Origin of the sequence: Chryseobacterium sp. CY350, assembly GCF_027945075.1 — a bacterium.
Taxonomy (GTDB): Bacteria; Bacteroidota; Bacteroidia; order Flavobacteriales; family Weeksellaceae; genus Chryseobacterium.
Window position 1 is genome coordinate 692,775 of sequence record NZ_CP116034.1, and the last position, 23,234, is coordinate 716,008.

Annotated in this window: 20 protein-coding genes; 11 read left to right on the forward strand and 9 right to left on the reverse strand. The window is 34.7% G+C overall.

Annotation, left to right across the window (positions count from 1 at the left end; translation table 11 throughout):
• Positions 1-86 precede the first annotated feature (86 nt).
• The 3 genes from pyrH to frr all read left to right on the forward strand — a co-directional run bounded on the left by pyrH (position 87) and on the right by frr (position 2,622).
• Positions 87-794 (forward strand): UMP kinase, encoded by a 708-nt coding sequence (gene pyrH, locus PGH12_RS03110; RefSeq protein WP_267599022.1) that lies wholly within the window; start codon positions 87-89, stop codon positions 792-794.
• Between the two features lie 131 nt (positions 795-925).
• Positions 926-1,840: an energy transducer TonB gene (locus tag PGH12_RS03115; protein ID WP_267599024.1), complete on the forward strand. Its 915-nt coding sequence runs from the start codon at positions 926-928 to the stop codon at positions 1,838-1,840.
• Positions 1,841-2,067: 227 nt separating this feature from the next.
• A complete protein-coding gene (gene frr, locus PGH12_RS03120) occupies positions 2,068-2,622 on the forward strand; it encodes a ribosome recycling factor (RefSeq protein ID WP_267599026.1) in 555 nt (184 codons plus the stop codon).
• Between the two features lie 59 nt (positions 2,623-2,681).
• On the opposite strand, the gene PGH12_RS03125 is transcribed toward frr, so the two are convergent.
• From PGH12_RS03125 to PGH12_RS03160, 8 genes are all read right to left on the reverse strand, one after another.
• Positions 2,682-3,326, reverse strand: a complete 645-nt coding sequence (locus PGH12_RS03125) for a hypothetical protein (protein WP_267599027.1) — start codon at positions 3,324-3,326, stop codon at positions 2,682-2,684.
• 60 nt (positions 3,327-3,386) lie between these two features.
• Complete coding sequence (locus PGH12_RS03130) at positions 3,387-3,725, reverse strand: hypothetical protein (RefSeq protein WP_267599028.1); 339 nt, start codon at positions 3,723-3,725, stop codon at positions 3,387-3,389.
• A gap of 72 nt (positions 3,726-3,797) precedes the next feature.
• Positions 3,798-4,592: a hypothetical protein gene (locus PGH12_RS03135; protein WP_267599029.1), complete on the reverse strand. Its 795-nt coding sequence runs from the start codon at positions 4,590-4,592 to the stop codon at positions 3,798-3,800.
• A gap of 127 nt (positions 4,593-4,719) precedes the next feature.
• The gene (locus PGH12_RS03140; protein WP_267599031.1) at positions 4,720-6,174 is read right to left on the reverse strand and encodes an LptF/LptG family permease; all 1,455 of its coding nucleotides are present in this window, start codon (positions 6,172-6,174) and stop codon (positions 4,720-4,722) included.
• A 67-nt stretch (positions 6,175-6,241) separates the two neighbouring features.
• Complete coding sequence (gene lolA1, locus PGH12_RS03145; RefSeq protein ID WP_267599032.1) at positions 6,242-6,889, reverse strand: outer membrane lipoprotein periplasmic chaperone LolA1; 648 nt, start codon at positions 6,887-6,889, stop codon at positions 6,242-6,244.
• 118 nt (positions 6,890-7,007) lie between these two features.
• Complete coding sequence (locus tag PGH12_RS03150; RefSeq protein WP_267599033.1) at positions 7,008-7,214, reverse strand: hypothetical protein; 207 nt, start codon at positions 7,212-7,214, stop codon at positions 7,008-7,010.
• Positions 7,211-7,468, reverse strand: coding sequence for a hypothetical protein (locus PGH12_RS03155; RefSeq protein ID WP_267599035.1), 258 nt, complete (start codon positions 7,466-7,468; stop codon positions 7,211-7,213). The genes PGH12_RS03150 and PGH12_RS03155 overlap by 4 nt, the downstream gene beginning before the upstream one ends.
• A gap of 31 nt (positions 7,469-7,499) precedes the next feature.
• Positions 7,500-10,028, reverse strand: a complete 2,529-nt coding sequence (locus PGH12_RS03160) for an FtsK/SpoIIIE family DNA translocase (protein ID WP_267599036.1) — start codon at positions 10,026-10,028, stop codon at positions 7,500-7,502.
• 236 nt (positions 10,029-10,264) lie between these two features.
• Here PGH12_RS03160 and PGH12_RS03165 point away from each other — a divergent pair, with 236 nt between their 5' ends.
• The gene (locus PGH12_RS03165) at positions 10,265-13,600 is read left to right on the forward strand and encodes a cytochrome c biogenesis protein (protein WP_267599037.1); all 3,336 of its coding nucleotides are present in this window, start codon (positions 10,265-10,267) and stop codon (positions 13,598-13,600) included.
• Positions 13,601-14,041: 441 nt separating this feature from the next.
• On the opposite strand, the gene PGH12_RS03175 is transcribed toward PGH12_RS03165, so the two are convergent.
• Positions 14,042-14,236: a hypothetical protein gene (locus PGH12_RS03175; RefSeq protein WP_267599038.1), complete on the reverse strand. Its 195-nt coding sequence runs from the start codon at positions 14,234-14,236 to the stop codon at positions 14,042-14,044.
• A 129-nt stretch (positions 14,237-14,365) separates the two neighbouring features.
• Between PGH12_RS03175 and amaB the strand changes: the two genes are divergently transcribed.
• The 7 genes from amaB (at position 14,366) to PGH12_RS03210 (ending at position 23,229) form a co-directional block, all read left to right on the forward strand.
• Positions 14,366-15,916 (forward strand): L-piperidine-6-carboxylate dehydrogenase, encoded by a 1,551-nt coding sequence (gene amaB / locus PGH12_RS03180; protein WP_267599039.1) that lies wholly within the window; start codon positions 14,366-14,368, stop codon positions 15,914-15,916.
• 104 nt (positions 15,917-16,020) lie between these two features.
• On the forward strand, positions 16,021-17,346 hold the full coding sequence (gene lat / locus PGH12_RS03185) for an L-lysine 6-transaminase (protein ID WP_267599041.1): 1,326 nt from the start codon (positions 16,021-16,023) through the stop codon (positions 17,344-17,346).
• Positions 17,347-17,409: 63 nt separating this feature from the next.
• Positions 17,410-17,640, forward strand: a complete 231-nt coding sequence (locus PGH12_RS03190) for a DUF2007 domain-containing protein (RefSeq protein WP_267599042.1) — start codon at positions 17,410-17,412, stop codon at positions 17,638-17,640.
• Between the two features lie 188 nt (positions 17,641-17,828).
• The gene (locus PGH12_RS03195) at positions 17,829-18,308 is read left to right on the forward strand and encodes a GNAT family N-acetyltransferase (protein ID WP_267599043.1); all 480 of its coding nucleotides are present in this window, start codon (positions 17,829-17,831) and stop codon (positions 18,306-18,308) included.
• A 124-nt stretch (positions 18,309-18,432) separates the two neighbouring features.
• On the forward strand, positions 18,433-18,897 hold the full coding sequence (locus tag PGH12_RS03200; RefSeq protein WP_267599044.1) for a P-loop NTPase family protein: 465 nt from the start codon (positions 18,433-18,435) through the stop codon (positions 18,895-18,897).
• A 1-nt stretch (position 18,898) separates the two neighbouring features.
• Positions 18,899-20,083, forward strand: coding sequence for an efflux RND transporter periplasmic adaptor subunit (locus PGH12_RS03205; protein ID WP_267599046.1), 1,185 nt, complete (start codon positions 18,899-18,901; stop codon positions 20,081-20,083).
• On the forward strand, positions 20,083-23,229 hold the full coding sequence (locus PGH12_RS03210) for an efflux RND transporter permease subunit (protein ID WP_267599047.1): 3,147 nt from the start codon (positions 20,083-20,085) through the stop codon (positions 23,227-23,229). The genes PGH12_RS03205 and PGH12_RS03210 overlap by 1 nt, the downstream gene beginning before the upstream one ends.
• The last annotated feature ends 5 nt before the right edge of the window (positions 23,230-23,234 follow it).

Here is a 23,234-nt window from a genome sequence, read left to right on the forward strand (position 1 = left end):
TTTCTTTTTTCAATATTTTTAATGATTATATTTGCAAAGTTAATTTCTGAGGAATTTGACTCTCGAAAACTATTATAAATTTAAAGATGAAATATAAAAGAATCCTTCTAAAACTGAGTGGTGAGGCATTGATGGGGAACAGACAGTATGGTATTGATACCGAAAGACTGATGGAGTACGCTCAGGAAATTAAAAAAGTAGTCGATCTGGGCTGCGAAATTGCGATTGTAATTGGAGGAGGAAATATTTTCCGTGGTGTAGCTGGAGCTGCAAAAGGTATGGACAGAGTGCAGGGCGATTACATGGGAATGCTGGCAACGGTGATTAATGGTATGGCTTTGCAAGGAGCTTTGGAAGATGTCGGAATTAAAACGAGACTACAATCTGCTATTGAGATGGACAAAGTAGCTGAACCATTCATCAAAAGAAAAGCGGTAAGACATCTTGAAAAGGGTAGAGTTGTGATCTTCGGAGCCGGAACAGGAAATCCTTATTTTACGACAGATACTGCAGCAACTTTACGCGCAATAGAAATTGATGCAAACGTAATTTTAAAAGGAACCAGAGTAGACGGAATCTACGACAGCGATCCTGAAAAAAACGAAAATGCTGTAAAATATAACTCATTATCTTTTGATGAAGTTTTCGAAAAAAATCTTAAAGTGATGGATATGACTGCTTTCACCCTAAGCCACGAAAACAAATTGCCTATCGTCGTATTTGATATGAATAAAGATGGTAATTTGGTAAAAATTGTTGAGGGAGAAAATGTAGGAACTTTAGTGAATATATAAAAAAAAAACATAAATAACCCCCCTTTAGACTTACGTCTAAAGGGGGTTATTTATTAATACTGTGTACGTACTGATAACCGTAATTTGATACATTTTCTTATTATTACATTTACGGCTTTAAAACTATTTTTATGAAGAAAGTAATACTTATTTTATTCTCAAATTTATTATTTGCTCAAATCATTCCAGAGCCTAGACAAATCAACATTCCACCCCGTCAGAAAGTAACAGAATTAAACTTATTAAGAGTAGAACTTAAAGATGCTTTACAGCCTTTCATTAATAGTGAAAAATATGGAATAGGAGTAATTAGTTACACTGCTATTAGTGGTTATTCAACAACTGGTGCATCTTTTTCCATATACAATCCCTCGCAAAAAACTATTAAATATATTTGGTTTACTGTTGCAGGTGAAAATCCGGTAGGGGATTTAGTTCAAGTTTCAAAAGGAGTTTATTATAAAACATTAAAAGCTATAGGACCCGTTGTAACTAGTGGAATTGCAGAGTGGTCATTTGATTATGTTTGGTCTACAGATATTGTAGAATACTTAAGATTATCCAATATAAAAATACAGTATATGGATGGTACGTTTAAAACAATCAAATACAACAAGAATATGCACATTGGCGAATCTGCATATGAATATGCAATAATTTTAATGAATAAAAAGAAAAACGCTGAGCTAGAAGAACAGGAAAAAACTTATTCAGATTTTACTCTAGAAATGGATAAAATATACGCAGATGTTGATCAAGCTCCAGAATTTCCGGGAGGAGTAAATGCATTTAGATTAAAAGTTTCAAATAGTTTTAATAGCTCTAAAATGAAAGGTAATGAAGGTACAGTTAAAACTGAAGTAACATTTATTGTAGAAAGAGATGGTAGTATTACAGACGTTAAAGCAGGTGGTAATAATGAAGATTTCAATAATGAAGCAATTCGATCAGTTAATTCTATAAAAAACAAATGGACACCTGCAAAAATCAATGGACAATCTGTTCGTTGTATATTCAGACTACCACTAACAATGAATTTTGAATAAAAAATACGAAACTTCAAAAGATTGGTAAGCATAAAGGAATTATTAAGTTCCTCTTTTTATTATCAAAGAAAATTCTTACTGATATTCAGAAAACAATCATTATTTTTGCAAAACTAAATAGTAAAAAACAGTGAGTAAAAGGCTTAAAATGTAAATTTTAGAAAGCTTAACTTATTGATTTAAATACCTATTAAAAAATGTGTAACCTTTCAAATTTTTATTATATAATGGAAGAATTAGATCTTATTGTAGAATCTGTAAAACATGATATGGAAGCAGCTATAAAGCACTTAGATCATGCATTTCAAAGAATTAGAGCTGGCCGTGCGTCTACAAATATGGTTCAGGATGTGATGGTAGAATATTATGGTGCTCCAACTCCTCTTAACCAGGTTGCAAACGTATCTGTGCCTGATGCGATGACAATTTCTATTCAGCCTTGGGATAGAACTGCTATTAACGCTATTGAGAAAGCTATCATTAATTCAAACTTAGGTTTTGCACCTTCTAATAACGGTGAAAATATTATCCTCAATGTACCACCTCTTACTGAAGAGAGAAGACGTGAACTGGCAAAACAGGCCAAAGGAGAAACCGAAGATACCAAAGTCGTAGTAAGAAATGCTAGACAAAACGGGATCAAAGAACTGAAAAAATTAGAAGGAGTTTCTGAAGATGCTATCAAAGGTACTGAAGAAGAAATTCAGGTACTTACCGATAAGCATGTGAAGCTTTGTGACGATCATCTTAAGACAAAAGAAGCTGAAATTATGAAAGTATAATTTTAATTTAAAATTATAACAAAAAGTGGTTTCGTATTTATCGGAACCACTTTTTGTTTTTAAAGACAATTGATTTTGCCCTTTTTATTTCTATTTTTAAGGAGCAATTCTAAAGTTTTCTGAACTTCGTTTGCAGAACAATTTTTATTCTGTTTGTTGGGTATATTTTCAGGATCAGGTTTTGTTGGGAGGCTAGACTTTATAGTAAACTTTTTTTCTAAACACTGAATAATTTTATCTTTCGAAAAATACATTCTTGTCTGAGTGACATCATCTTTAGTTTCTGGCTTTTCAGGCGTTCCTCCATCAAAGTTCCAAACTGTTTCATCCCTGAAAACGAAATATGGATGACCTTCATTTAAAAAATATTTTTCTGTTGAAGAATAGTGACTGTCTGCAGTGAAATGTTTGATAACTTTTAAAATTCCATTCTCAGAATAGTAAACCACATTTCCTGACCTTTCTTCGCATTCATAATCGAAACTGACTGAATCAAGTTTTTTTGCGGTTAGTTTCGAATTGATCAAATTGTACTCTTTTTTTATTCCATCAATAGAAATTAAATTATTATTTGATCTTAAAGAATCTTCGATTACTTTTGAGGTAGAAGTGTCTTTTAAAACATCATTTTCAGAAGGTTTATCATTTCCTTTTTTACATGAAACCAGCAAAATTAGACTTAGGATTAGAAGCAGATTTTTCATAAGAGTAATTTAGGATAACGATTTATAAACAAAAAATGTGCGATAGAGTACTTATCACTCTCAGAATTTAGCTTCAAACCCTGTATGTAATGCTTTTTTTTCAGGATCAGTTAAACTCCTTTTGTAAATTTGTTCCCAAATATTAATGGCTTGGTCGACAGAATTTACATCTAAATTTCTAACGTTTGCAGCCCAAAGTAAAATGGCAAAATCTTTCTTATTGTACGCAGTGTCCCCGAAAGTAATTAATGCATTATCTTTGTATTTTGCATCAACTTTTTTGGTGAAATCAAGCTTTCCGCCAATGCTTTCTTTTTTGATGTAAGCTTCTTTATCGCTTTGTTGAGCCATTGCAGAAATGCCTATGAATATCAATAGAATAAAAAATGTACTTCTCATGCTTTGATTTTATATTTAAAGATAGAAAATTTTCCCATCTTTCTTAAAATAATTATTTGTATTAAATAATGACTATTTACAGTTTTCGTTGTAATCAAATATCACTTCATCCACAATTTGAGGAACGTTAGACATTACGTCATCGATTTGATTTTTAATAAATCTACCCAAACCAGAGCGCTTTTTTTCATCATTTTTCATTGAAGAGTAAGAACCGTTTGCTATTTTACCTTTCACAAAACCGCAATCTGCAGTGATGATTTTAGTTTCCTTTAAATCTAATTCTTTAAGCTTACTACCTTTTTTTGTGTAAATAAAACTTGGATTTTTTCTCATTCTCTCGGTTTCCTGATCTGCTTTGTCAATCTGACTTTGACCGGCCGAAAAAGTCGTAGGGTAACCGTATAATTTATAAATTTTTATTTTACCGTCTGTTACCACTTCTGCAAATTGATTGCTTTTTGTAAGATTATTAAATGCTTTAATATTTCCGCTTAATCCTCCGGTGGCTGTATTAAAACCTTCTTTGGTGTTGGTGTATTTTATTACTTCAAAATGCCGTTCGGTATTGCTGTCATCATAAGCAACATATTCTTTAAGATCATCAGAATCCAACGTTTTAAATTTCTGTTTTTTCTTCGATTGATCAATATCTGAAGTAGCAATAAATTTCACCTTTTTTTGGTTGACCCAAGGGCTCATTTCACTGCCTGCCAATCTTACAATTCCCTCAATTTTTTTTCCGTTTTTATCAATTACGTAACCATATTTTTCGTTGGTTTTTAATTCGTAATCTATATTTTCCTCCTGTGCATAAACGCTTGAAGTGATTAAACTAAACAGGCTAAACAATAGAACTTTTTTCATAATTATTAAATTTAAATAAGATGATAAATATGAGATTATTTTTCGACACTTTAGGAATTTAAATTTCTTATGTATTTCGAACTAACTTTTATAAAAAAAATCCGAAGACTAGCTTCGGATTTTTTGTTTATTGATATCGTTTATGTTCTTTATCTTTCACAAAAAGCTTCGTAATGGGTTTAAAGAAAGTCTTGTATTTTTCAGAATCAAATAATTGAGAATCTGTAAGTGCTTTATAAGTCATCAAGACACCAAAAGGAAAAAGTATCATGTTTGGTAGCCATGCCGCAAGATACGGACTCATTTTTCCTGACCAGGCGACGTTTTCAAAACCAACATTGATGACATAAAATATAATAAAAATCACAATGGCAACGATAACGGGAACGCCCATTCCGCCTTTTCTGATAATAGAGCCAAGACTCGCACCGATCATGAAGAAAATGATGCATGTGAATGAGTAGGAGATTATTCTTTGCTGATAAATAACTACTTTGTTAAAATATTTTACGCTTGGCGTGATCTCCTGATCTTTAGTTTCCAGCGTAGTTTTTAGATTACTAAGCCTGCTGTGAGCATTGTAGATCATCTCCAGCTTTTTATCTTTTTTTATCGTATCAAGTTTATATTGGGATTTTACCGGCGCTTTTGTTTTATTTTTATCCATATAAGTGACCACAGAGCTGGTCTGGGACAAAACCTCATTTCCAATAGTAGATGATAATTTAGCATTATCTTTCCTCGTTTTATCTATTGTTGAAAATAATTCTCTGAAAGTCTGAAAACGGTAATCTTCTGTAATTCTTTCCTCTTCGATCGCTTTATTAATAATTTCGCTGACATCAAAATGTGAAACTAATGTGTCAAATTTAATTGCCTGATCCGGCTGCTTTAATCTGATATTTTCTGATTTACCCGCATAACTGTCTTCAAAAACATAACCGTTGAACAATACCAATTGAAGATAATTTTTATTCGGAGGCGTTACAAATTTTCCCTTTTCTGCTACAATAGACCGTTGGTTTTCGAATGTACTTGCTTTTTTATGAATGAAAATCCCTTGCAGATCGCGACCTTCTTCGCCTTCTATTTTATCAAATTTTACCATATATCCGGGAATCTGATCGATGAACTGTCCTGGTGTAAAATTTAATGCAGGTTTGGTTTGAGCAATATTATAAAGCATATTCTTTGCTTTCCTCTGAAAATCCGGAATAATGTTGTTCGAAAAGAAATATAGCATGACTGCCAAGACGGTGACCACTCCCAAAAGAGGCATCATGACACGAGTAAGTGAAATTCCTGCTGCCTTCATTGCGGCTAATTCATACCTTTCGCCAAATTCTCCGAAAGACATGATGCTAGCCAAAAGTATCGTCAAAGGCAAAACCATACTTACTACACTTACTCCAAGATAAAAAAGAAGTTTCATGATCTGAAGAGTGGTAAGACCTTTTCCCATAAACTGCCCGAGCTGAATCCAGATAATGTTTACAATAAAAATGAAAAACAACACACTGAATATAAAAAAGAACGGACCAAAAAAGGTTTTAATAATATATCGGTCTAATATTTTAAACATTCGCCAAAATTAATGAAAAAGCCACAAAGTTTCCTTTGTGACTTTAAATTTTAATATATATTTAGAATTATAATTCTGTAACAAGATAGTTTTTATATTTATTCTTATCGAAAACAAACATGTTAGGGTCTAATTGCTGATTTTCTTTATACTCTTTAATAGAAATTACCGCAATATCTTTATTATTTCCGTGTTGCTCTAATTTTAGCATTTGTTTTTTTGCGCCGTCTATAAATATGTAAATAGATTTCAGACCATTTGGTTTTACTGGCGTTAAGGTTATAAAATCTGCACTTACACCTTCAACTGTTTTTTTTCCGCTGTAAGAAACATTGTAATCTTTTCTATAAGATGTCAAATAATTAATAGGAGAAAACATCGTCGAGCTTTCATTAGGCTTTGCTACCGTTACTTCTTTATCTTCTGTGTTGATATTATAAATTTTGCTACCATCGAAAATCTGCTCGGTTTCCATGATCTTTAATTTATATTTATCTCCGGCTGTGTAATAAATTCCTGGTTCGTTTTTACTTACAACACCATTCATGCCGCTTCCGAAAGCAAATTTGAAATACGAATTTTTTTTAGATTTGTAATTTGCCGTTACATCATCTAATATTTTTTTTGCCTTGGCATCAATTTTTTGAGCCTGAACAAAAGCAACACTTCCGACTACAAAAGATCCAAATACTATTTTTGAAATTAAATTTTTCATGTTTCTATTTCTAAATTTTCTATTCTTTAGACGCATTCAACTCTTAAAAGTTAAAACAGGTCTGTTTCTTTAATTTCGCAGATCTTTCAAAAACTGTTCCATTAAAGTGATGCAGGTTTTATTTGCGATTTGCTCTGTTATTATACTTTTCAAAATTTTGCGGTAATACATTGGTAACCGTAAGTTTATTTGATGTGATCGTGGGTTCTATTCTGATCACTTTAGTATTTTCATTAACAGAAACGGAGTGATTACTTCTCATGTTGACCATATCTAAATGAAGTACATTAAACTCATAAATTCCATTACTAAGATCGATGATCACGTATTCTTTTGTTCTGATCTGACCAACCGGTTTCTTATTAATCCAAAATTTAATCTTGCAGTATTATCCATCGAGTGCAAAATACTTGCGCCATTGTAGATCAGTATTTTACCGTTTCCTAATGTGCTGAGATCTACCGATTCAATTTTCACATCACTGTAATCGCTTGGTACCGATCTTAATGCACATGAATTTAATGTGATGAATAATGACAAAGCAGCAATTCCTGCAATGTAATTTCTAAAGATTTTCATAAAGATTTATTTAGTAATGATGTGTTGAAATTTAATTTCTAAGATCTTCTAAGAACTGCTCCAGAGAATTAAGGTCGCTGATCAAAACTTCTCTTGCTTTAGCTCCGTTAAATCCGCCAACAATACCGCTTGCTTCAAGTTGATCCATAATTCTGCCGGCTCTGTTGTATCCCAACTTTAATTGTCTTTGAAGCATCGAAGTAGAACCTTGCTGTGTTGAAACAATAATTCTAGCAGCATCATCAAATAACTGATCTTTTTCATTAGGATCAAATGCACCAACTGTACTTGTAGCCTCTTCATTTACATATTCAGGAAGCATAAAAGCTGACGCGTAGCCTTTTTGTTCGCCAATAAATTCTGCGAGTCTTTCAACTTCGGGTGTGTCAACAAATGCACACTGAAGTCTTAAAATCTCATTTCCGTTAAAATAAAGCATGTCGCCTTTTCCGATCAACTGGTCTGCACCTGGAGAATCTAAAATTGTTCTTGAATCGACGCTCGAAATCACTCTGAATGCCGCTCTTGCAGGGAAGTTTGCTTTAATCATTCCCGTAATTACGTTTACAGAAGGTCTTTGAGTGGCAACAATCAGGTGAATTCCGACTGCTCTTGCTAATTGCGCCAATCTTGCAATTGGAAGTTCAACTTCTTTCCCGGCAGTCATAATCAAATCTGCAAATTCGTCGACAACCAAAACGATGTAAGGTAGATAACGGTGTCCGTTTTCAGGATTTAATTTTCTTTCACTGAATTTTTTATTGTATTCTTTTAAGTTTTTACAGAAAGCATTTTTAAGCAAATCATATCGTTGATCCATCTCTACACAAAGAGAATTTAGAGTGTTGATTACTTTATGAGTATCTGTAATAATTGCATCATCAGAATCCGGAAGTTTTGCTAAATAATGTCTTTCAATTTTAGAATATAATGACAGTTCAACTTTTTTAGGATCTACCATTACAAATTTTAATTCGCTAGGATGTTTCTTGTAGAGTAGGGAAGTCAGGATTGCATTAATACCGACAGATTTTCCCTGTCCGGTAGAACCCGCCATCAAAAGGTGAGGCATTTTTGATAAATCTGCCATGAAAACTTCGTTGGAAATCGTTTTCCCAAACACAACTGGAAGATCCATATCTGTATTTTGGAATTTCTGCGATGCGATAACGGAACGCATAGAAACCATTGTAGGATTTTTTCTCGGAACTTCGATACCGATCGTTCCTTTTCCAGGCATTGGTGCAATGATTCTAATTCCCAGAGCAGAAAGATTTAAAGCAATATCATCCTGTAATTTTTTAATAGCAGAAACTCTGATTCCCGCCTCAGGAACTATTTCGTATAAAGTAACTGTTGGCCCGATGGTCGCTTTAATTTCAGCAATTCCAACGTTGAAGTTCTTTAATAAACCAACAATTTTATTTTTATTTTCTTCTAATTCTTCTTTATTAACAGATATTTCCTCATTTCCGTAATCCTGCAGTAGATCGATCGTCGGCATTTGAAATTTAGCTAAATCCAATCGATGATCATACAGACCGTGTTTCTCAACCAAATCATTAGACTGTTTTTCAGAATCATCTAAAATCTCTACAGCCGGAGCAACTTCGACGTTAAATTTAATTCCGTCTGCTGGCGAAGTGGAAGGTTTTATATCAAATGCCTCTTCAGGTTTTACAACAGGAATTACTGGTTTTGTATTCAGATCTAGACTTACAGATTGGGAAAAATCTTTTTTGTCTTCTTCAAATGAAGTCTGATTGGGAGTGACAATAGTTTCAACATTCGTAATTGGCTCATTATCTACTATCGGTTTCGCTGTTTTTACAACTTCTTTTTTGGAAGCATTGTCAGAAACATCAGTAATTGTAATATTGGATGAGTTATTTTCAACCTCATTTTCAAGTTCCTGATCTGCTTCGAAATTTTCGCTCGAATTTGGCATCATCGATTTTACTCTTCCGATCGTATTTTCATTGATTTCATTAAATTTCGATTTAATAGAAGACGGACGAAGATTAAATTCCAGAATAAAATAAAGGGCAATGCTAACTACCAAAACCAGCCAAAGACCTACGCTCCCGATAATTGCACTTAGAGAATCCATAATCTGGTAACCATACACTCCGCAAAGTACGCCGGCATTTCCCTGACCTTTAGTTACGGCTCCGAAAAAAATAGGCAACCAGCAGATAAAGAACAGTGAATGTCCGAATGTCATCCATGGTTTAAAGATTTTCTTCTTTAAAATCATCGTCCCGAAAACCACAAAAAGAAAGGCAACAATAAATGATGCAACACCAATACTTTCAAAGATGAAAATATTGCCGAGCCAGTCTCCCAATTTACCAAAAACATTAGATGATTTTATACTTTTATCAAGCATTGTTCCTGCCTGGCTTTGATCTGATTTCCAATTCATTAAATAAGAAATGAACGACAGCGCGAGAACTCCCGAGAAAACGATAAACGTCAATCCGAAAAAGATTCGCGGTTTAGATAATATCTTTCCTTTTTCAGGAGATTCGGTCTGTGGTTTTTGTATTTTCTTTTCCATAATGTCAATCCCGGCAAATTTAGTGTTTTTTTAATATTGTGCTTATTTTTTTTCTCTAAAAACCGCCTCGTTTTCTATGCTGATTCACAGATGTTTTAAGTTTTTAATAATGAATTTTTTATTATCAAGAATGATTCAAAATAACAGTTTCGTATGCTTTGAATGACAAAAAACAGCTTTTTTTCTCTGCCTTTCGTTTTATCATCCTTATTTTTGCAAGTCACATAAAAAAAATCATGAAGAAGATCCAGGATATTCTTATTTCGACCAGAACAATGGCTGTTCTATTGCTATTTTATGCCTTCTCAATGGCGTACGCAACATTTTTAGAAAACGACTATGGAACGCCCACAGCGAAAGCTTTAATTTATGAAGCTAAATGGTTTGAACTGATTATGGTTCTTCTTATTCTCAATTTTATAGGAAACATCAGCCGTTACAGACTTTGGAAGAGAGAAAAATGGCCGGTTTTGGTATTTCACCTTTCTTTTATTTTAATCTTTACAGGTGGTGCCATTACAAGATATATCAGTTTTGAAGGGCAAATGGTGATTAGAGAAGGCGAGACTTCTAATGAGATTGTGACCGATAAGAATTTCTTTAAAATTCAGATCGAAGATAAGGGGGATGTTTTGAATTATCAGGATGTACCTTACCTCATGTCGCCTTTGCACAAAGATTTTGGTGCTGCTTACGATTTTCATGGGAAATCTGTAAAAGTGAAAACTTTGGATTATGTTCAGAGAAAAAAAGACAGTTTAGTTGCTGATGCAAACGGTTCAGAATATCTTCATTTAGTTTCTACAGCTGAGACCGGAAGACAAAATATTTTCATCAAATCGGGCGAAACAAAATCAATCAACGGAACTTTGGTGACATTTAACAGAGCCATTGACGGAGCGGTAGAATTTAAACAGGAAAACGGACAAATTTTAATTAAAACTCCCGTAGATGCTAACTATATGACAATGGCAACTCAGGCAACAGGAAAAACTGTGAAAGATCAGTTCCAGCCTTTGGCATTGCGAAGTTTATATACAATTAATGAGCTAAAACTTGTGGTGCCTGAAGGTCTGAGAAAAGGTAAATTGATGTCATTTGAAGGTGATAGAAAGAAAGATCAGAATGTTCCCGACGCAATGACGATCGAGCTTCAGGGTCCAAAAACAAAACAAATCGTAGAGCTCTCAGTAGAAAGAGGAAACCCTAATGCGTATAAGCAAGTGACAATCGACGGATTAAACATAATGGTTGGTTTTGGTCCCAAAATTTACAATACGCCTTTTGCAATAAAATTAGATGATTTCGTAATGGAAACTTATCCTGGAAGTTCATCACCAAGTGCTTATGAGAGCCATGTGAAAATTATTGATGAAGGAAAGCAGACACCTTATAAAATTTATATGAACAATGTTTTGAATTATAAAGGTTACCGTTTTTTCCAATCAAGTTTTTCACCCGACAGAATGGGAACCGTATTATCTGTAAATCATGATTTTTGGGGAACTTTAATTTCTTATATCGGATATGCCTTTTTGTTCGGAGGAATGTTTGTAATGTTCTTCTGGAAAGGAACTCACTTCTGGAAACTGAACAAAATGCTTAAAGACATTAATAAAAAAAGAGCGACTGCAATTTTGCTTCTATTTCTAAGTTTTGGTTTAAATGCTCAGAAAATCGAAACTCACGGAACAACAGATGGAAGCAGAGAACACGTACATGTGGAAGGCGACGGTCATAGTCACGACGCGGCTCCTCAGGCAGGTCCCGGAGATCAGAATATACGACAGAATTCAGTAGCTGCACCTTTATCGAAGATGAAATTGGTTTCTCCTGACGAAATCATTGCAAGAAATAAAATAAGTAAAGAGCATGGAGATAAATTCGGATATCTTCTGGTTCAGAATATAGAAGGTAGAATTGTTCCTATCAATACGCAGGCTTTAGATGTTTTAAGAAAACTTTATCAAAAAGACGCTTTCAGAGGTACTGACGGAAAATATCTTACTGCAAACCAATGGTTTTTATCCATAAATACAGACACTCCGAGTTGGACGATGGTTCCGCTAATTAAAGTTGATGCAAAAGGTGGAAAAGCTTTATTAGAGAAGACTAAAGCCAATGAAGATGGTTACACATCATTGATGAGCCTTTTCCCTGCAGATGCAAACGGAAATCTGACTTACATTTTAGATGAAGATTACAATACTGCTTTCCGCAAAAAACCTGCTGAGCAGACTGAATACGACAAACAGGTCATTAAAATCAACGAAAAAGTACAAATCTTTAATGGTTTCTTCAGCGGTCAGTTCATGAGAATTGTACCTGTAAAAAATGACCCGAATCACACTTGGCATTCTTGGCTTGACCAAAATATGGAACCCGATACTGAATCTCAACAAGTGATGGGACCTTATTTTGCAGAAGCACTGCAGGCGGAGAAATCAGGAAACTGGAGCAAAGCAGATGCAGAATTAGCAAAACTTTCGGCATATCAACAAAAGTGGGGAAAAAGTGTAGTTCCATCAAAAACTAAGGTTGATGTGGAAGTTTTTATGAATGAAGTGAATATCAATTTTAAACTTTTGATTTTTTACACGATCATTGGTGGTCTCTTATTAATATTAGGTTTTGTGGAATTATTCAAACCTAAAAAGCTTTTAAATAAAATTATTAAGACCATTATTTATTTGGGAGTTGTAGGTTATTTCTTTCATTTCTTAGGATTGATTGCAAGATGGTATATTTCGGGACATGCACCTTGGAGTAACGGTTATGAAGCCATAATATTTATTTCGTGGATCGGAATTTCAGCAGGATTAATGTTCTACTTTGGTTTTGGAAAACCAGGTCTAGAACCAAAAGCGACAGCAGATAGTACGCAAAATGTGAGTAAAGGGAATATGTCTAATGCATTAATTCCTGCCGCAGGATTTATGGTTGCTGTCATCATGATGGGATTTGCTCATGGAGGTTCAGCGCTTGATCCGCAAATCACACCGCTTGTTCCTGTTTTGAAGTCTTACTGGTTAATTGTGCACGTTGCGATCATCGTCTCAAGTTATGGCTTTTTCGGGTTATCGATGGTTATTGCAGTAATTTCACTGGTATTTTATATCATTTCAGATAAGAATTCTTTTAAAATTCATAACGATACAACGCTGAAAGAACTGGCTATCGTTTCTGAAATGTCTTTAACGATGGGACTTTTTGCTCTCACAGTAGGAAATTTCTTAGGCGGAATTTGGGCGAATGAATCTTGGGGAAGATACTGGAGCTGGGATCCAAAAGAAACATGGGCGTTTATTTCAATCATGGTTTATGCTTTTGTATTACACATGAGATTGGTTCCGGGATTGAGAAGCAGATGGGCATTTCACGTCGCAACGATGTTTGCATTCTGTTCGATGGTGATGACTTATTTTGGGGTCAATTATTACTTAAGCGGTCTTCACTCTTATGCAGCCGGTGATCCTGTTCCCATTCCTGCTTGGGTTTATATAGGATTGGCAACGATGCTAACATTAGCAGTGATTTCTTACTTTAGATTTGTTGCTTTAAAGAAAAAATAAAATAACATTTTATAAATTTAAACTCCCGAAATTAATTTTTTCGGGAGTTTTTTTATTGTAAGATATTCGGTTGTTAAATAATCATTGCCTAAAATTTTAAAAAAAGCATTTAAGTAAAAATGAATTTGCGAAATTAAAAGCTAGTAGTAGTAAAAACCATTTGCAAAATTTACGTTAAAATAATTAGTTTCTAAATCTGCAGAAAATGAAATCATTAAATTCAAAAAGCTCTTCAGATAACGCAGCAAAAAAATAAAAAATCTTTTGTAGTCAGGATTGATGAAGATACTTATAAATTAGTAGAAAAATGGGCTAACGATGAGTTCAGAATTGTAAACGGAAAAATTGAATATCTACTCAGTAAAAGTTTAATGGATTCTGGAAGGAAGAAAAAAGAATAAAGAAAGAACGTCATAAGAGCAAAGAGAAATCTTTGCTTTTTTATTGAAAAATACCTGAGAAATAACCACTAATGATTGTCCAGAAATTTTTGCCTAAAAAATAGATCAAAGTTGACGTGATAATACCTTTTACTGTAAAGAAAATAATTCCTGCAACACCAAATTTCTTCAGCATCCTTTTCCATCGGGAATTTTTCTCTTCCGTGGGCTCTTTTACAGATTTATTGGTTTCCATTCTAGAAAGATTTATCATACAAATATAAAGATGTTTATAATCATTCCAAATAAAAATAGGTTAAAATCAATAAAGTTTCATCATTCTCAGAATTATTTTTATCTTTAGACAAAACGAAAAGTAACATTTATGTCAAAAAAAATCAAAGATTTCGGAATAGAAAAATCTTTAAAAAACCTCGGGATAAAAGCTGAAAATAAAGGAACTTCTACAGGAGGTAAATTTTTTGCTTCCGGGAAAAACATCGAAAGTTATTCGCCCTCAGATGGAAAACTGATCGGAATCATAAAAACATCATCGGAAAAAGATTATGACAAAGTAATAGAAACTGCACAGCAGGCTTTCAAAGAATTTAGAATGATACCTGCTCCCAAAAGAGGAGAGTTTGTAAGACAGCTGGGTCAGAAATTAAGAGAATATAAAGACGATTTGGGGAAACTTGTTTCTTATGAAATGGGAAAATCTTTGCAGGAAGGTCTTGGTGAAGTTCAGGAAATGATTGATATCTGTGATTTCGCAGTCGGACTTTCGAGACAGCTTCATGGTTACACAATGCATTCTGAAAGACCGGGACATAGAATGTACGAGCAATATCATCCACTTGGAGTTGTTGGTGTGATTACCGCTTTCAACTTTCCTGTTGCTGTATGGGCATGGAATACTGCTTTAGCTTGGATTTGCGGAAACGTTACCATCTGGAAACCGTCAGAAAAAACGCCTTTCTGTGCTATTGCCTGCCAGAATATTATGATGGAGGTTTTAAAAGAAAATAATCTTCCGGAAGGTATTTCAAGTGTTTTGGTTGCAGATCACGAAATAGGGCAAAAATTAGTTGATGACAAAAGAATATCGTTGATTTCTTTCACCGGTTCTACAAAAGTAGGAAGAATGGTTTCCTCTAAAGTAGCTGAAAGATTCGGGAAATCTATACTTGAGCTTGGCGGAAACAATGCAATTATCATTTCGAAAGATGCAGATCTGGATATGTCAATTATCGGTGCTGTTTTTGGCGCGGTAGGAACAGCAGGACAGAGATGTACATCGACAAGAAGACTGATCATTCACGAAGATGTCTATGAAGAAGTGAAAAATCGTTTGGTAAAAGCTTACGGGCAGTTGAAAATCGGGAATCCTTTAGATGAAAATATGCATGTGGGACCACTGATCGACGTACAAGCAGTAAATCAATATGAAATGGCCATTGAAAACTGTATTCAGGAAGGCGGTCAATTTGTTGTAGAAGGTGGTGTTTTGAAAGGTAAGAATTATGAGTCCGGCTGTTATGTAAAACCTTGTATCGCTGAAGTTGAAAATTCTTTCCAGATTGTACAACACGAGACTTTTGCTCCGATTTTATATTTAATTAAATACAAAACTTTAGAAGAAGCCATCGAAATTCAGAATGATGTTCCGCAAGGATTATCATCTGCTATCATGACACAGAATTTGAGAGAAGCTGAATTGTTTCTTTCTCAGGCTGGTTCAGATTGTGGAATTGCCAACGTTAACATTGGAACTTCCGGTGCTGAAATCGGTGGAGCTTTCGGAGGTGAAAAAGAGACAGGTGGTGGTAGAGAATCTGGTTCGGATGTCTGGAAATATTACATGAGAAGACAGACCAATACAATTAATTACACTGCAAATCTACCGCTGGCTCAGGGAATTAAATTCGATTTATAAAGTTTTAGTTTAAATCATTAAAAGATAAAGATTTAATGATTAGCGTTATATAATTTTTAATTCTTTAATCTTTTAATAAAAATATTTTCAATTCACACAACTATATGGAACATACAATAGAAACAAAAATAAATAAAGTAAAAGAAACCGTTGGGAAACACGTTTTGGCAGACGGATTCGATTTCGTGATGGATATTGAAAACTCTCACGGATCCTGGATTCATGACTCCATTACAGGTAAAAATTATCTGGATATGTTCTCAATGTTTGGCTCAGCTTCAATTGGTTACAATCATCCGTATCTTGTTGAAAGATCAGAATGGCTCGGTAAAATGGCGATCAACAAGCCAACCTTGGCAGATGTATATTCCAAAGAGTATGCAGACTTTCTGGAAACTTTTGAAAGAGTAGTAATGCCAGAAGAGCTTCAGTACGCATTTTTTATTGAAGGCGGAGCAATGGGTGTTGAGAATGCAATGAAAGCTTGCTTTGATTGGAAAACAAGAAAGAATTTTGATAAAGGTCTTGATATTGAAGCAGGAATCTGCATTCATTTCAGACAGGCTTTTCATGGACGAAGCGGATATACTTTAAGTTTAACGAACACTTCTGATCCCAGAAAATATCAGTATTTCCCGATGTTTGAATGGCCAAGAATTTTAAATCCTAAATTGAATTTCCCTATTACAGAAGAAAATCTTGAGGAGACGATTAACAATGAGAGATTAGCATTATTAAATATTGGTGAAGCAATTTTAGCTAATCCTGATAAAGTTGCGTGCATCATCATCGAACCAATTCAGGCAGAAGGCGGTGACAACCACTTTAGAGACGAGTTTTTTGTAGAATTGAGACAACTCTGCGATGAGCACGAGATACTTTTGATTTTTGATGAAGTGCAGACCGGAATAGGTATTACAGGAAAAATGTGGTCTTTTGAACATTTCAGCGTAAGACCGGATATTATAGCTTTTGGTAAAAAAACGCAGGTCTGCGGGGTTTTGGCAAACAGAGAAAAATTTGATGAAGTTCCGAATAATGTTTTTAGAGAAAGCTCAAGAATCAATTCTACTTTCGGAGGAAACTTTATTGATATGCTACGTTTCCAACTGGTAATGGAAGTTATTGAGAAAGAAAATTTGGTTGAAAATGCAAGAGTTGTAGGTGATTATCTTTTAGATGGACTGAAAATTTTAGCACAAAAATATCCCGAAAAAATCTCAAATGCAAGAGGAAGAGGTTTAATGTGTGCTATCGATTTGCCGACGCAGGAACACAGAAATAATCTTCGCGAAATTCTTTTTGATGACGGATTAATCATACTTTCATGTGGCGATCAATCCATACGTTTCAGACCACATCTGAACGTTACAGCAGAAGAAATTCAGATTGCTTTAGATAAAATTGAGAGCAATATTAATAAAATTTAAAATTTCAAAATTTGGATTTTTAAAAAAAACGTTCTATATTTAGATACTCAAAATGTATAATATATGGAACGTAACACGAGAGTATCAGTTTTTGAAAGCGATAAACCGTCAGAAATTCAATTGATCAAATCTAAATTAGAAGAAGCCCAAATTACGAATGAAGTTGAAAATAATTATCTTACATTCACTACGACGCCCACCGCGACATCGCTGAAGGTTATGGTAGATTTGCAGGATGAAAAGAAGGCATTTGAAGTAATTGATGCTTACATTCAACAAAATCAGAATCAATAAAAATCAATTTCATAATTTTAAATTTTACTACTTCGGAACCGAAAATTAATTATATTAGTTTTCGGTTTTTTTTGCTGGAATTCAATCAAAACCAGCGATATAATTATATTAATTAAAATTTATCATCAATAAACACAATTTAATTTCTCATGACTCAAGAAAATGCAATTAAATTTAGACCAGCTCAAATGTCAGATAAAGATATTATCTGGGAAATTATTATGCAGTCAATCGAAAGGAGAAGAATTGACGGAAGCGCACAATGGCAAAATGGCTACCCGAATGAGCAAACAATTGAAAATGATATTTCTAGAAATTTCGGATTTGTATTGACTGTGAATGGTGAGATAGCGGTATATGTTGCTCTTATATTCAATGACGAACCAGCTTACAGTACCATCGACGGTGCGTGGCTTACTACTGGTGAATTTGCTGTAATTCATAGAGTTGCGGTTTCAGAAAAATTTGCAGGCAAAGGAATGGTGAAAAAACTTTTTGATGTAATTGAAGATTTTGTAAAATCACAAAATGTTCAGAGTATAAAGGTTGACACGAATTACGACAATCTCGCGATGTTAAAAATTTTAGATCACAAAGGGTACACTTATTGTGGTGAAGTTTTTCTGGCGGGTGGCATAAGAAAAGCCTTTGAAAAAGTGTTGATTTAAATGATAGTCAAAAGTTAAATTGTTGTCTGATTGATTCTTTAAGAAACTATATATTCATAAACTCTATTAGCTTTGTTCGTTTAGTTCCGAACTAAGTTTTACTTTTGTGCAAAATTACTTTTCTATGAATAAAAGTATACAAATTGATGAAAGAATTTTTCAGGATTCAGTAAAATTTTGCAGCACCATGTTTAATCTGCCTCCGTTAGCGTCTAAAATCTATTCCTATCTTATTTTCGATTTTGAAAAGGTAGGAATTACTTTTGATGAATTTGTAGAGGTTTTTGCAGCGAGCAAAAGTTCGGTTTCTACAAACATTAAATTATTGCTCAATGCTCAGCTTATTATTGATGTAAACAAAATAGATGAGAGAAGAAGGTATTTTTATACCAACAGCGAGTACAAAAAAGTAAGGTTCGAAAAAATAGTGCAAAAAATGCAGGATGAGCTTAAACTGATAGAAGATCTTCGGAAATTCAGAAAACTCAAACAAACCCACGATATAGACTATGACGAAAAAATGGAAGTCTACAAATCTCTTTTAAATAAAAATATCGTAAATATTCAGGAATCACTAAATAAACTATAAAATGACAAACAAGCTTATACTATTTTCTGTAGCAGCATTTTCTCTCACTGCCTGCAAAAAAGAAGCTCCGAAACAGGAAGGCCCAAAAACTTTTCCTGTAATAGCGGTAGAGAATAAAAATATAACAGGATACGATATTTTTCCGGCGAGCATCGAAGGAAGGGTAAATAATGACGTAAGGGCAAAAATATCCGGCTACATTACACAGGTTTTGGTAGATGAAGGTCAATATGTTTCGAAAGGGCAACCGTTGTTCCGTTTGGAAACCAATACTTTAAATGAAACCGCAGCAGCAGCGAAAGCAGGCGTAGGTGCAGCGCAGTCGAATATTGCAGCGGCTCAGGCAGCAGTAAACGCAGCTCAGGTTGAAGTAAATAAGCTTAAACCTTTGGTTGCAAAAAATATCATCAGTAACATTCAGCTTCAGACGGCTCAGGCGAATCTTTCGCAGGCTCAGGCGCAAGTTCAGCAGGCGATTGCTGCAAGACAACAGGCAAATGCAAATTATAAAGGAGCGGCAGCGAACGTTGATTACTCCATTATTCGTGCGCCAATATCTGGTGTGATCGGAAAGTTACCTTTAAAAGTTGGTAGTTTGGTGGGACCGACAGATCAGATGGCGTTAACAACAATCTCCGACACTTCTGAAGTTTTCGCTTATTTCTCAATGAACGAAAAAGAATATTTTGATTTTCTGGAAAAATCTGTTGGATCTACGGTTCCGGAAAAAATAAAAAACCTCCCAATGGTTGAATTACAACTTGCAAATGGAAGTATTTATCCTGAAAAAGGAAGAATAGAAGCCATTACAGGTTCTATCGATCCTACGACAGGTACTATTCAATTCAGAGCTTCATTTAAAAATGCTCAGAAACTTTTGAGCAACGGAAATAGCGGAAGTATCAGATTTCCAAAATCTTATGATAATGTTCTAGTGGTTCCCGAAAGTGCAACTTATGAGCAGCAGGGTATTGTTTATGTGTATAAAGTTGAAAAAGATACTGCCAAAAATGCCGTTGTGGAAGTAATTGAAAGAATAGACAATTTAGCTTTACTAAAATCTGGTGTGAAAAAAGGCGATGTAATTATTGCTGCCGGAACAGGAACGATAAAATCCGGAACTGCGGTAAAACCTAAAAAAATAAGCATGGACAGTCTTGTACAATCAGTAAAACCCAAATTCTAATGATAAAGAACTTTATTAACAGACCGGTTTTATCAACGGTAATCTCCATACTGATCGTTATCCTGGGGGTTCTGGGTCTTACGGCACTTCCCGTTACACAATATCCCGACATTGCTCCTGCAACAGTAAGTGTACGAGCAAATTATACTGGAGCCAACGCAGAAACGGTAATGAAAAGTGTTGTTGTACCTTTAGAAGAGCAGATCAATGGAGTTGAAGGTATGGATTATATTACTTCATCCGCTGGAAACGATGGTTCGGCTCAGATTCAGGTATTTTTTAAACAAGGCGTTGATGCAGATATTGCTGCCGTTAACGTGCAAAACCGTGTTGCCAGAGCCTCCCCGTTACTTCCAAGTGAAGTTACAAGAGCCGGTGTTGTTACACAAAAACAGCAGACCAGTGCATTGATGTATTTGTCTTTTTATTCTGAAAATAAAAATATTGATGATGTTTACCTTCAGAACTTTTTGAATATCAACGTTATCCCAGATCTTCAGAGGATCAACGGAGTAGGTGAGGCCAATGTTTTTGGTGGAAAAAACTATTCAATGAGAATCTGGCTGGATCCTGCAAAACTGGCAGCTTATGGTATAACTCCAAACGAAGTTACAACAGCAATTAACGAACAGAGTAGAGAAGCTGCAGCAGGTTCTTTAGGACAAAACAGCGGAAGTTCTTTTGAGTATATCATCAAATATGTTGGTAAATTCAGTGAAAAAGAACAGTACGATGATATTATCATTAAATCTCTTCCTGACGGACAGAATTTGATGCTTAAAGATGTAGCGAAAGTCGAATTAGGAGGTTTATCTTATAGCGGTGTTGGTGAGAATGGTGATAATCCGTCAATTAGTATGGGAGTTTTTCAGACTCCGGGATCAAATGCACAGGAGATTATCGAAAACATCAAAAAACAGCTTAAAGACAATGAAAGCTCTTACCCTGAAGGTGTAAAATATACTTTTAACTTTGATACCAACGAGTTTTTGGATGCCTCTATTGAGAAAGTAATTCATACTTTAATTGAAGCATTTATCTTAGTGTTTATTGTAGTGTATATTTTCTTACAGGATTTCAGATCGACATTAATTCCTGCAATTGCAGTTCCTGTATCTATCGTGGGAACCTTTTTCTTCCTAAATTTATTTGGATATTCATTAAACCTTTTAACGCTTTTCGCATTAGTATTAGCCATTGGTATTGTAGTAGATGACGCGATTGTCGTCGTAGAAGCAGTACACGCTAAAATGGAAAACGGTGTTTCGAATGCCAAGAAAGCAACAGTGGAAGCAATGGATGAAATTACTGGAGCGATCATTTCGATTACTTTGGTAATGGCGGCGGTATTTATTCCGGTAACATTTATTACTGGCCCAACTGGTGTTTTTTATCAGCAGTTTGGTATTACTTTGATTATTGCAATTATTATTTCAGCAGTAAACGCATTGACACTGAGCCCGGTTTTATGTTCATTATTCTTAAAACCTCACGAAGATCACCACGAAGATTATAAGTCTAAAAATTTCATTCAGAAGTTTTTCTATAAATTTAACATTGGTTTTAAAACTGCTACAGACCGTTACGGAAGAGGCTTTAATTTCTTAATTAAACACAAGTGGGTAACTTTACTCATTCTCGTGCTTACTTGCGGAATTATTTATTGGGCAAACGGAAGCATGAAAAAAGGTTTCGTACCTACAGAAGACAGAGGAATCATATTTACCGACGTACAGCTTCCTCCGGGAGCATCGATGGAAAGAACCTACAATGTTCTTAAAACTTTACAGAAGAATGCAATGCAAATTCCAGGAATACAGAATGTTACCATTTCTACAGGGAGAGGTTTACTTTCCGGTAACGGTAGTAATAATGGTTTGGCATTTATAAAATTAAAACCATTTGATGACAGAAACGGTGATGGTCTTTCATCTGATGAAATCACTAAGAGATTATTTGGTTTGGCAGGGAAAGTTCCTGATGCAAAAGTAGTATTCTTCCAGCCGCCAAGTGTACCGGGATTCGGTAACAGTGCTGGTTTTGAGATGGTACTTTTGGATAAATCCGGAGGAGATTTTGCTGAATTGGATGCTAAAACAAATGAATTTATCGGAAACTTAATGCAGAGACCAGAAATTGAATTTGCTCAGACTTCATTCAATACCAAATATCCACAGTACATGATGGAAATCAATGTTCCTCTCGCAAAACAAAAAGGAGTTTCAGTCAACGATATTTTGTCTACAATGCAGGGCTACATAGGAGGAGTTTATGGTGCTGACTTCACCAAATATGGAAAGCAGTTTAGAGTAATGATACAGGCTCTTCCTCAGGACAGGGAAAATGCAGAAAATCTTAATCAATATTATATTAAGACCAATTCTGGTGAGATGTCTCCAATTTCACAGTTTGTTACGCTCACCAAAACTTATGGTCCGCAATCTGTAGGTCGTTACAATTTGTTTACTTCTGTAAAGATTACAGGCGCAAATAAGGCAGGTTTCAGTTCAGGTGACGCAATTACAGCAGTACAGGAAGTTGCTAAACAAACCCTTGATCAAAACTATGATGTAGAATTCACCGGTCTTACAAGAGAAGAATTAAGTGCAGGATCTCAGACTTTATTGATCTTCGGACTCAGCTTGGTTTTCGTGTATTTTATTCTTTCTGCACAGTATGAAAGTTATATACTGCCTTTTGTGGTTGTCATCTCCCTACCTTTAGGAGTTATGGGTGCTTATTTCGGACAGAAAATAATGGGTCTGGAAAATAATATCTATTTCCAGATTGCATTGATCATGCTTGTAGGATTACTTGCCAAAAATGCAATTTTGATTATCGAATTCGCAGTTCAGCGTAGACATCATGGCGAGACGATTGTAGAATCTGCTATTAATGCCGCAAAAGCAAGATTAAGACCTATTTTGATGACATCACTTGCATTTATATTTGGTCTTTTACCTTTGGTTTTAGCCAGCGGAATTGGCGCTGTCGGAAACAGATCAATTGCAACAGGTGCAGCAATAGGTTTACTGATCGGTACCATCCTGGGAGTATTTGTTATTCCAGTTTTGTACGTGGTTTTCCAGACTTTACAGGAAAAAATAAAACCAATCAAGCACGAAGACATCAATTTAGCCGAATAAGAAAT

Bases quoted from the DNA above. Each gene is read 5' to 3' on its own strand.
- pyrH (WP_267599022.1), top strand. From the start codon at position 87: ATGAAATATAAAAGAATCCTTCTAAAACTGAGTGGTGAGGCATTGATG.
- PGH12_RS03115 (WP_267599024.1), top strand. From the start codon at position 926: ATGAAGAAAGTAATACTTATTTTATTCTCAAATTTATTATTTGCTCAA.
- frr (WP_267599026.1), top strand. From the start codon at position 2,068: ATGGAAGAATTAGATCTTATTGTAGAATCTGTAAAACATGATATGGAA.
- PGH12_RS03125 (WP_267599027.1), bottom strand. From the start codon at position 3,326: ATGAAAAATCTGCTTCTAATCCTAAGTCTAATTTTGCTGGTTTCATGT.
- PGH12_RS03130 (WP_267599028.1), bottom strand. From the start codon at position 3,725: ATGAGAAGTACATTTTTTATTCTATTGATATTCATAGGCATTTCTGCA.
- PGH12_RS03135 (WP_267599029.1), bottom strand. From the start codon at position 4,592: ATGAAAAAAGTTCTATTGTTTAGCCTGTTTAGTTTAATCACTTCAAGC.
- PGH12_RS03140 (WP_267599031.1), bottom strand. From the start codon at position 6,174: ATGTTTAAAATATTAGACCGATATATTATTAAAACCTTTTTTGGTCCG.
- lolA1 (WP_267599032.1), bottom strand. From the start codon at position 6,889: ATGAAAAATTTAATTTCAAAAATAGTATTTGGATCTTTTGTAGTCGGA.
- PGH12_RS03155 (WP_267599035.1), bottom strand. From the start codon at position 7,468: ATGAAAATCTTTAGAAATTACATTGCAGGAATTGCTGCTTTGTCATTA.
- PGH12_RS03160 (WP_267599036.1), bottom strand. From the start codon at position 10,028: ATGGAAAAGAAAATACAAAAACCACAGACCGAATCTCCTGAAAAAGGA.
- PGH12_RS03165 (WP_267599037.1), top strand. From the start codon at position 10,265: ATGAAGAAGATCCAGGATATTCTTATTTCGACCAGAACAATGGCTGTT.
- PGH12_RS03175 (WP_267599038.1), bottom strand. From the start codon at position 14,236: ATGGAAACCAATAAATCTGTAAAAGAGCCCACGGAAGAGAAAAATTCC.
- amaB (WP_267599039.1), top strand. From the start codon at position 14,366: ATGTCAAAAAAAATCAAAGATTTCGGAATAGAAAAATCTTTAAAAAAC.
- lat (WP_267599041.1), top strand. From the start codon at position 16,021: ATGGAACATACAATAGAAACAAAAATAAATAAAGTAAAAGAAACCGTT.
- PGH12_RS03190 (WP_267599042.1), top strand. From the start codon at position 17,410: ATGGAACGTAACACGAGAGTATCAGTTTTTGAAAGCGATAAACCGTCA.
- PGH12_RS03195 (WP_267599043.1), top strand. From the start codon at position 17,829: ATGTCAGATAAAGATATTATCTGGGAAATTATTATGCAGTCAATCGAA.
- PGH12_RS03200 (WP_267599044.1), top strand. From the start codon at position 18,433: ATGAATAAAAGTATACAAATTGATGAAAGAATTTTTCAGGATTCAGTA.
- PGH12_RS03205 (WP_267599046.1), top strand. From the start codon at position 18,899: ATGACAAACAAGCTTATACTATTTTCTGTAGCAGCATTTTCTCTCACT.
- PGH12_RS03210 (WP_267599047.1), top strand. From the start codon at position 20,083: ATGATAAAGAACTTTATTAACAGACCGGTTTTATCAACGGTAATCTCC.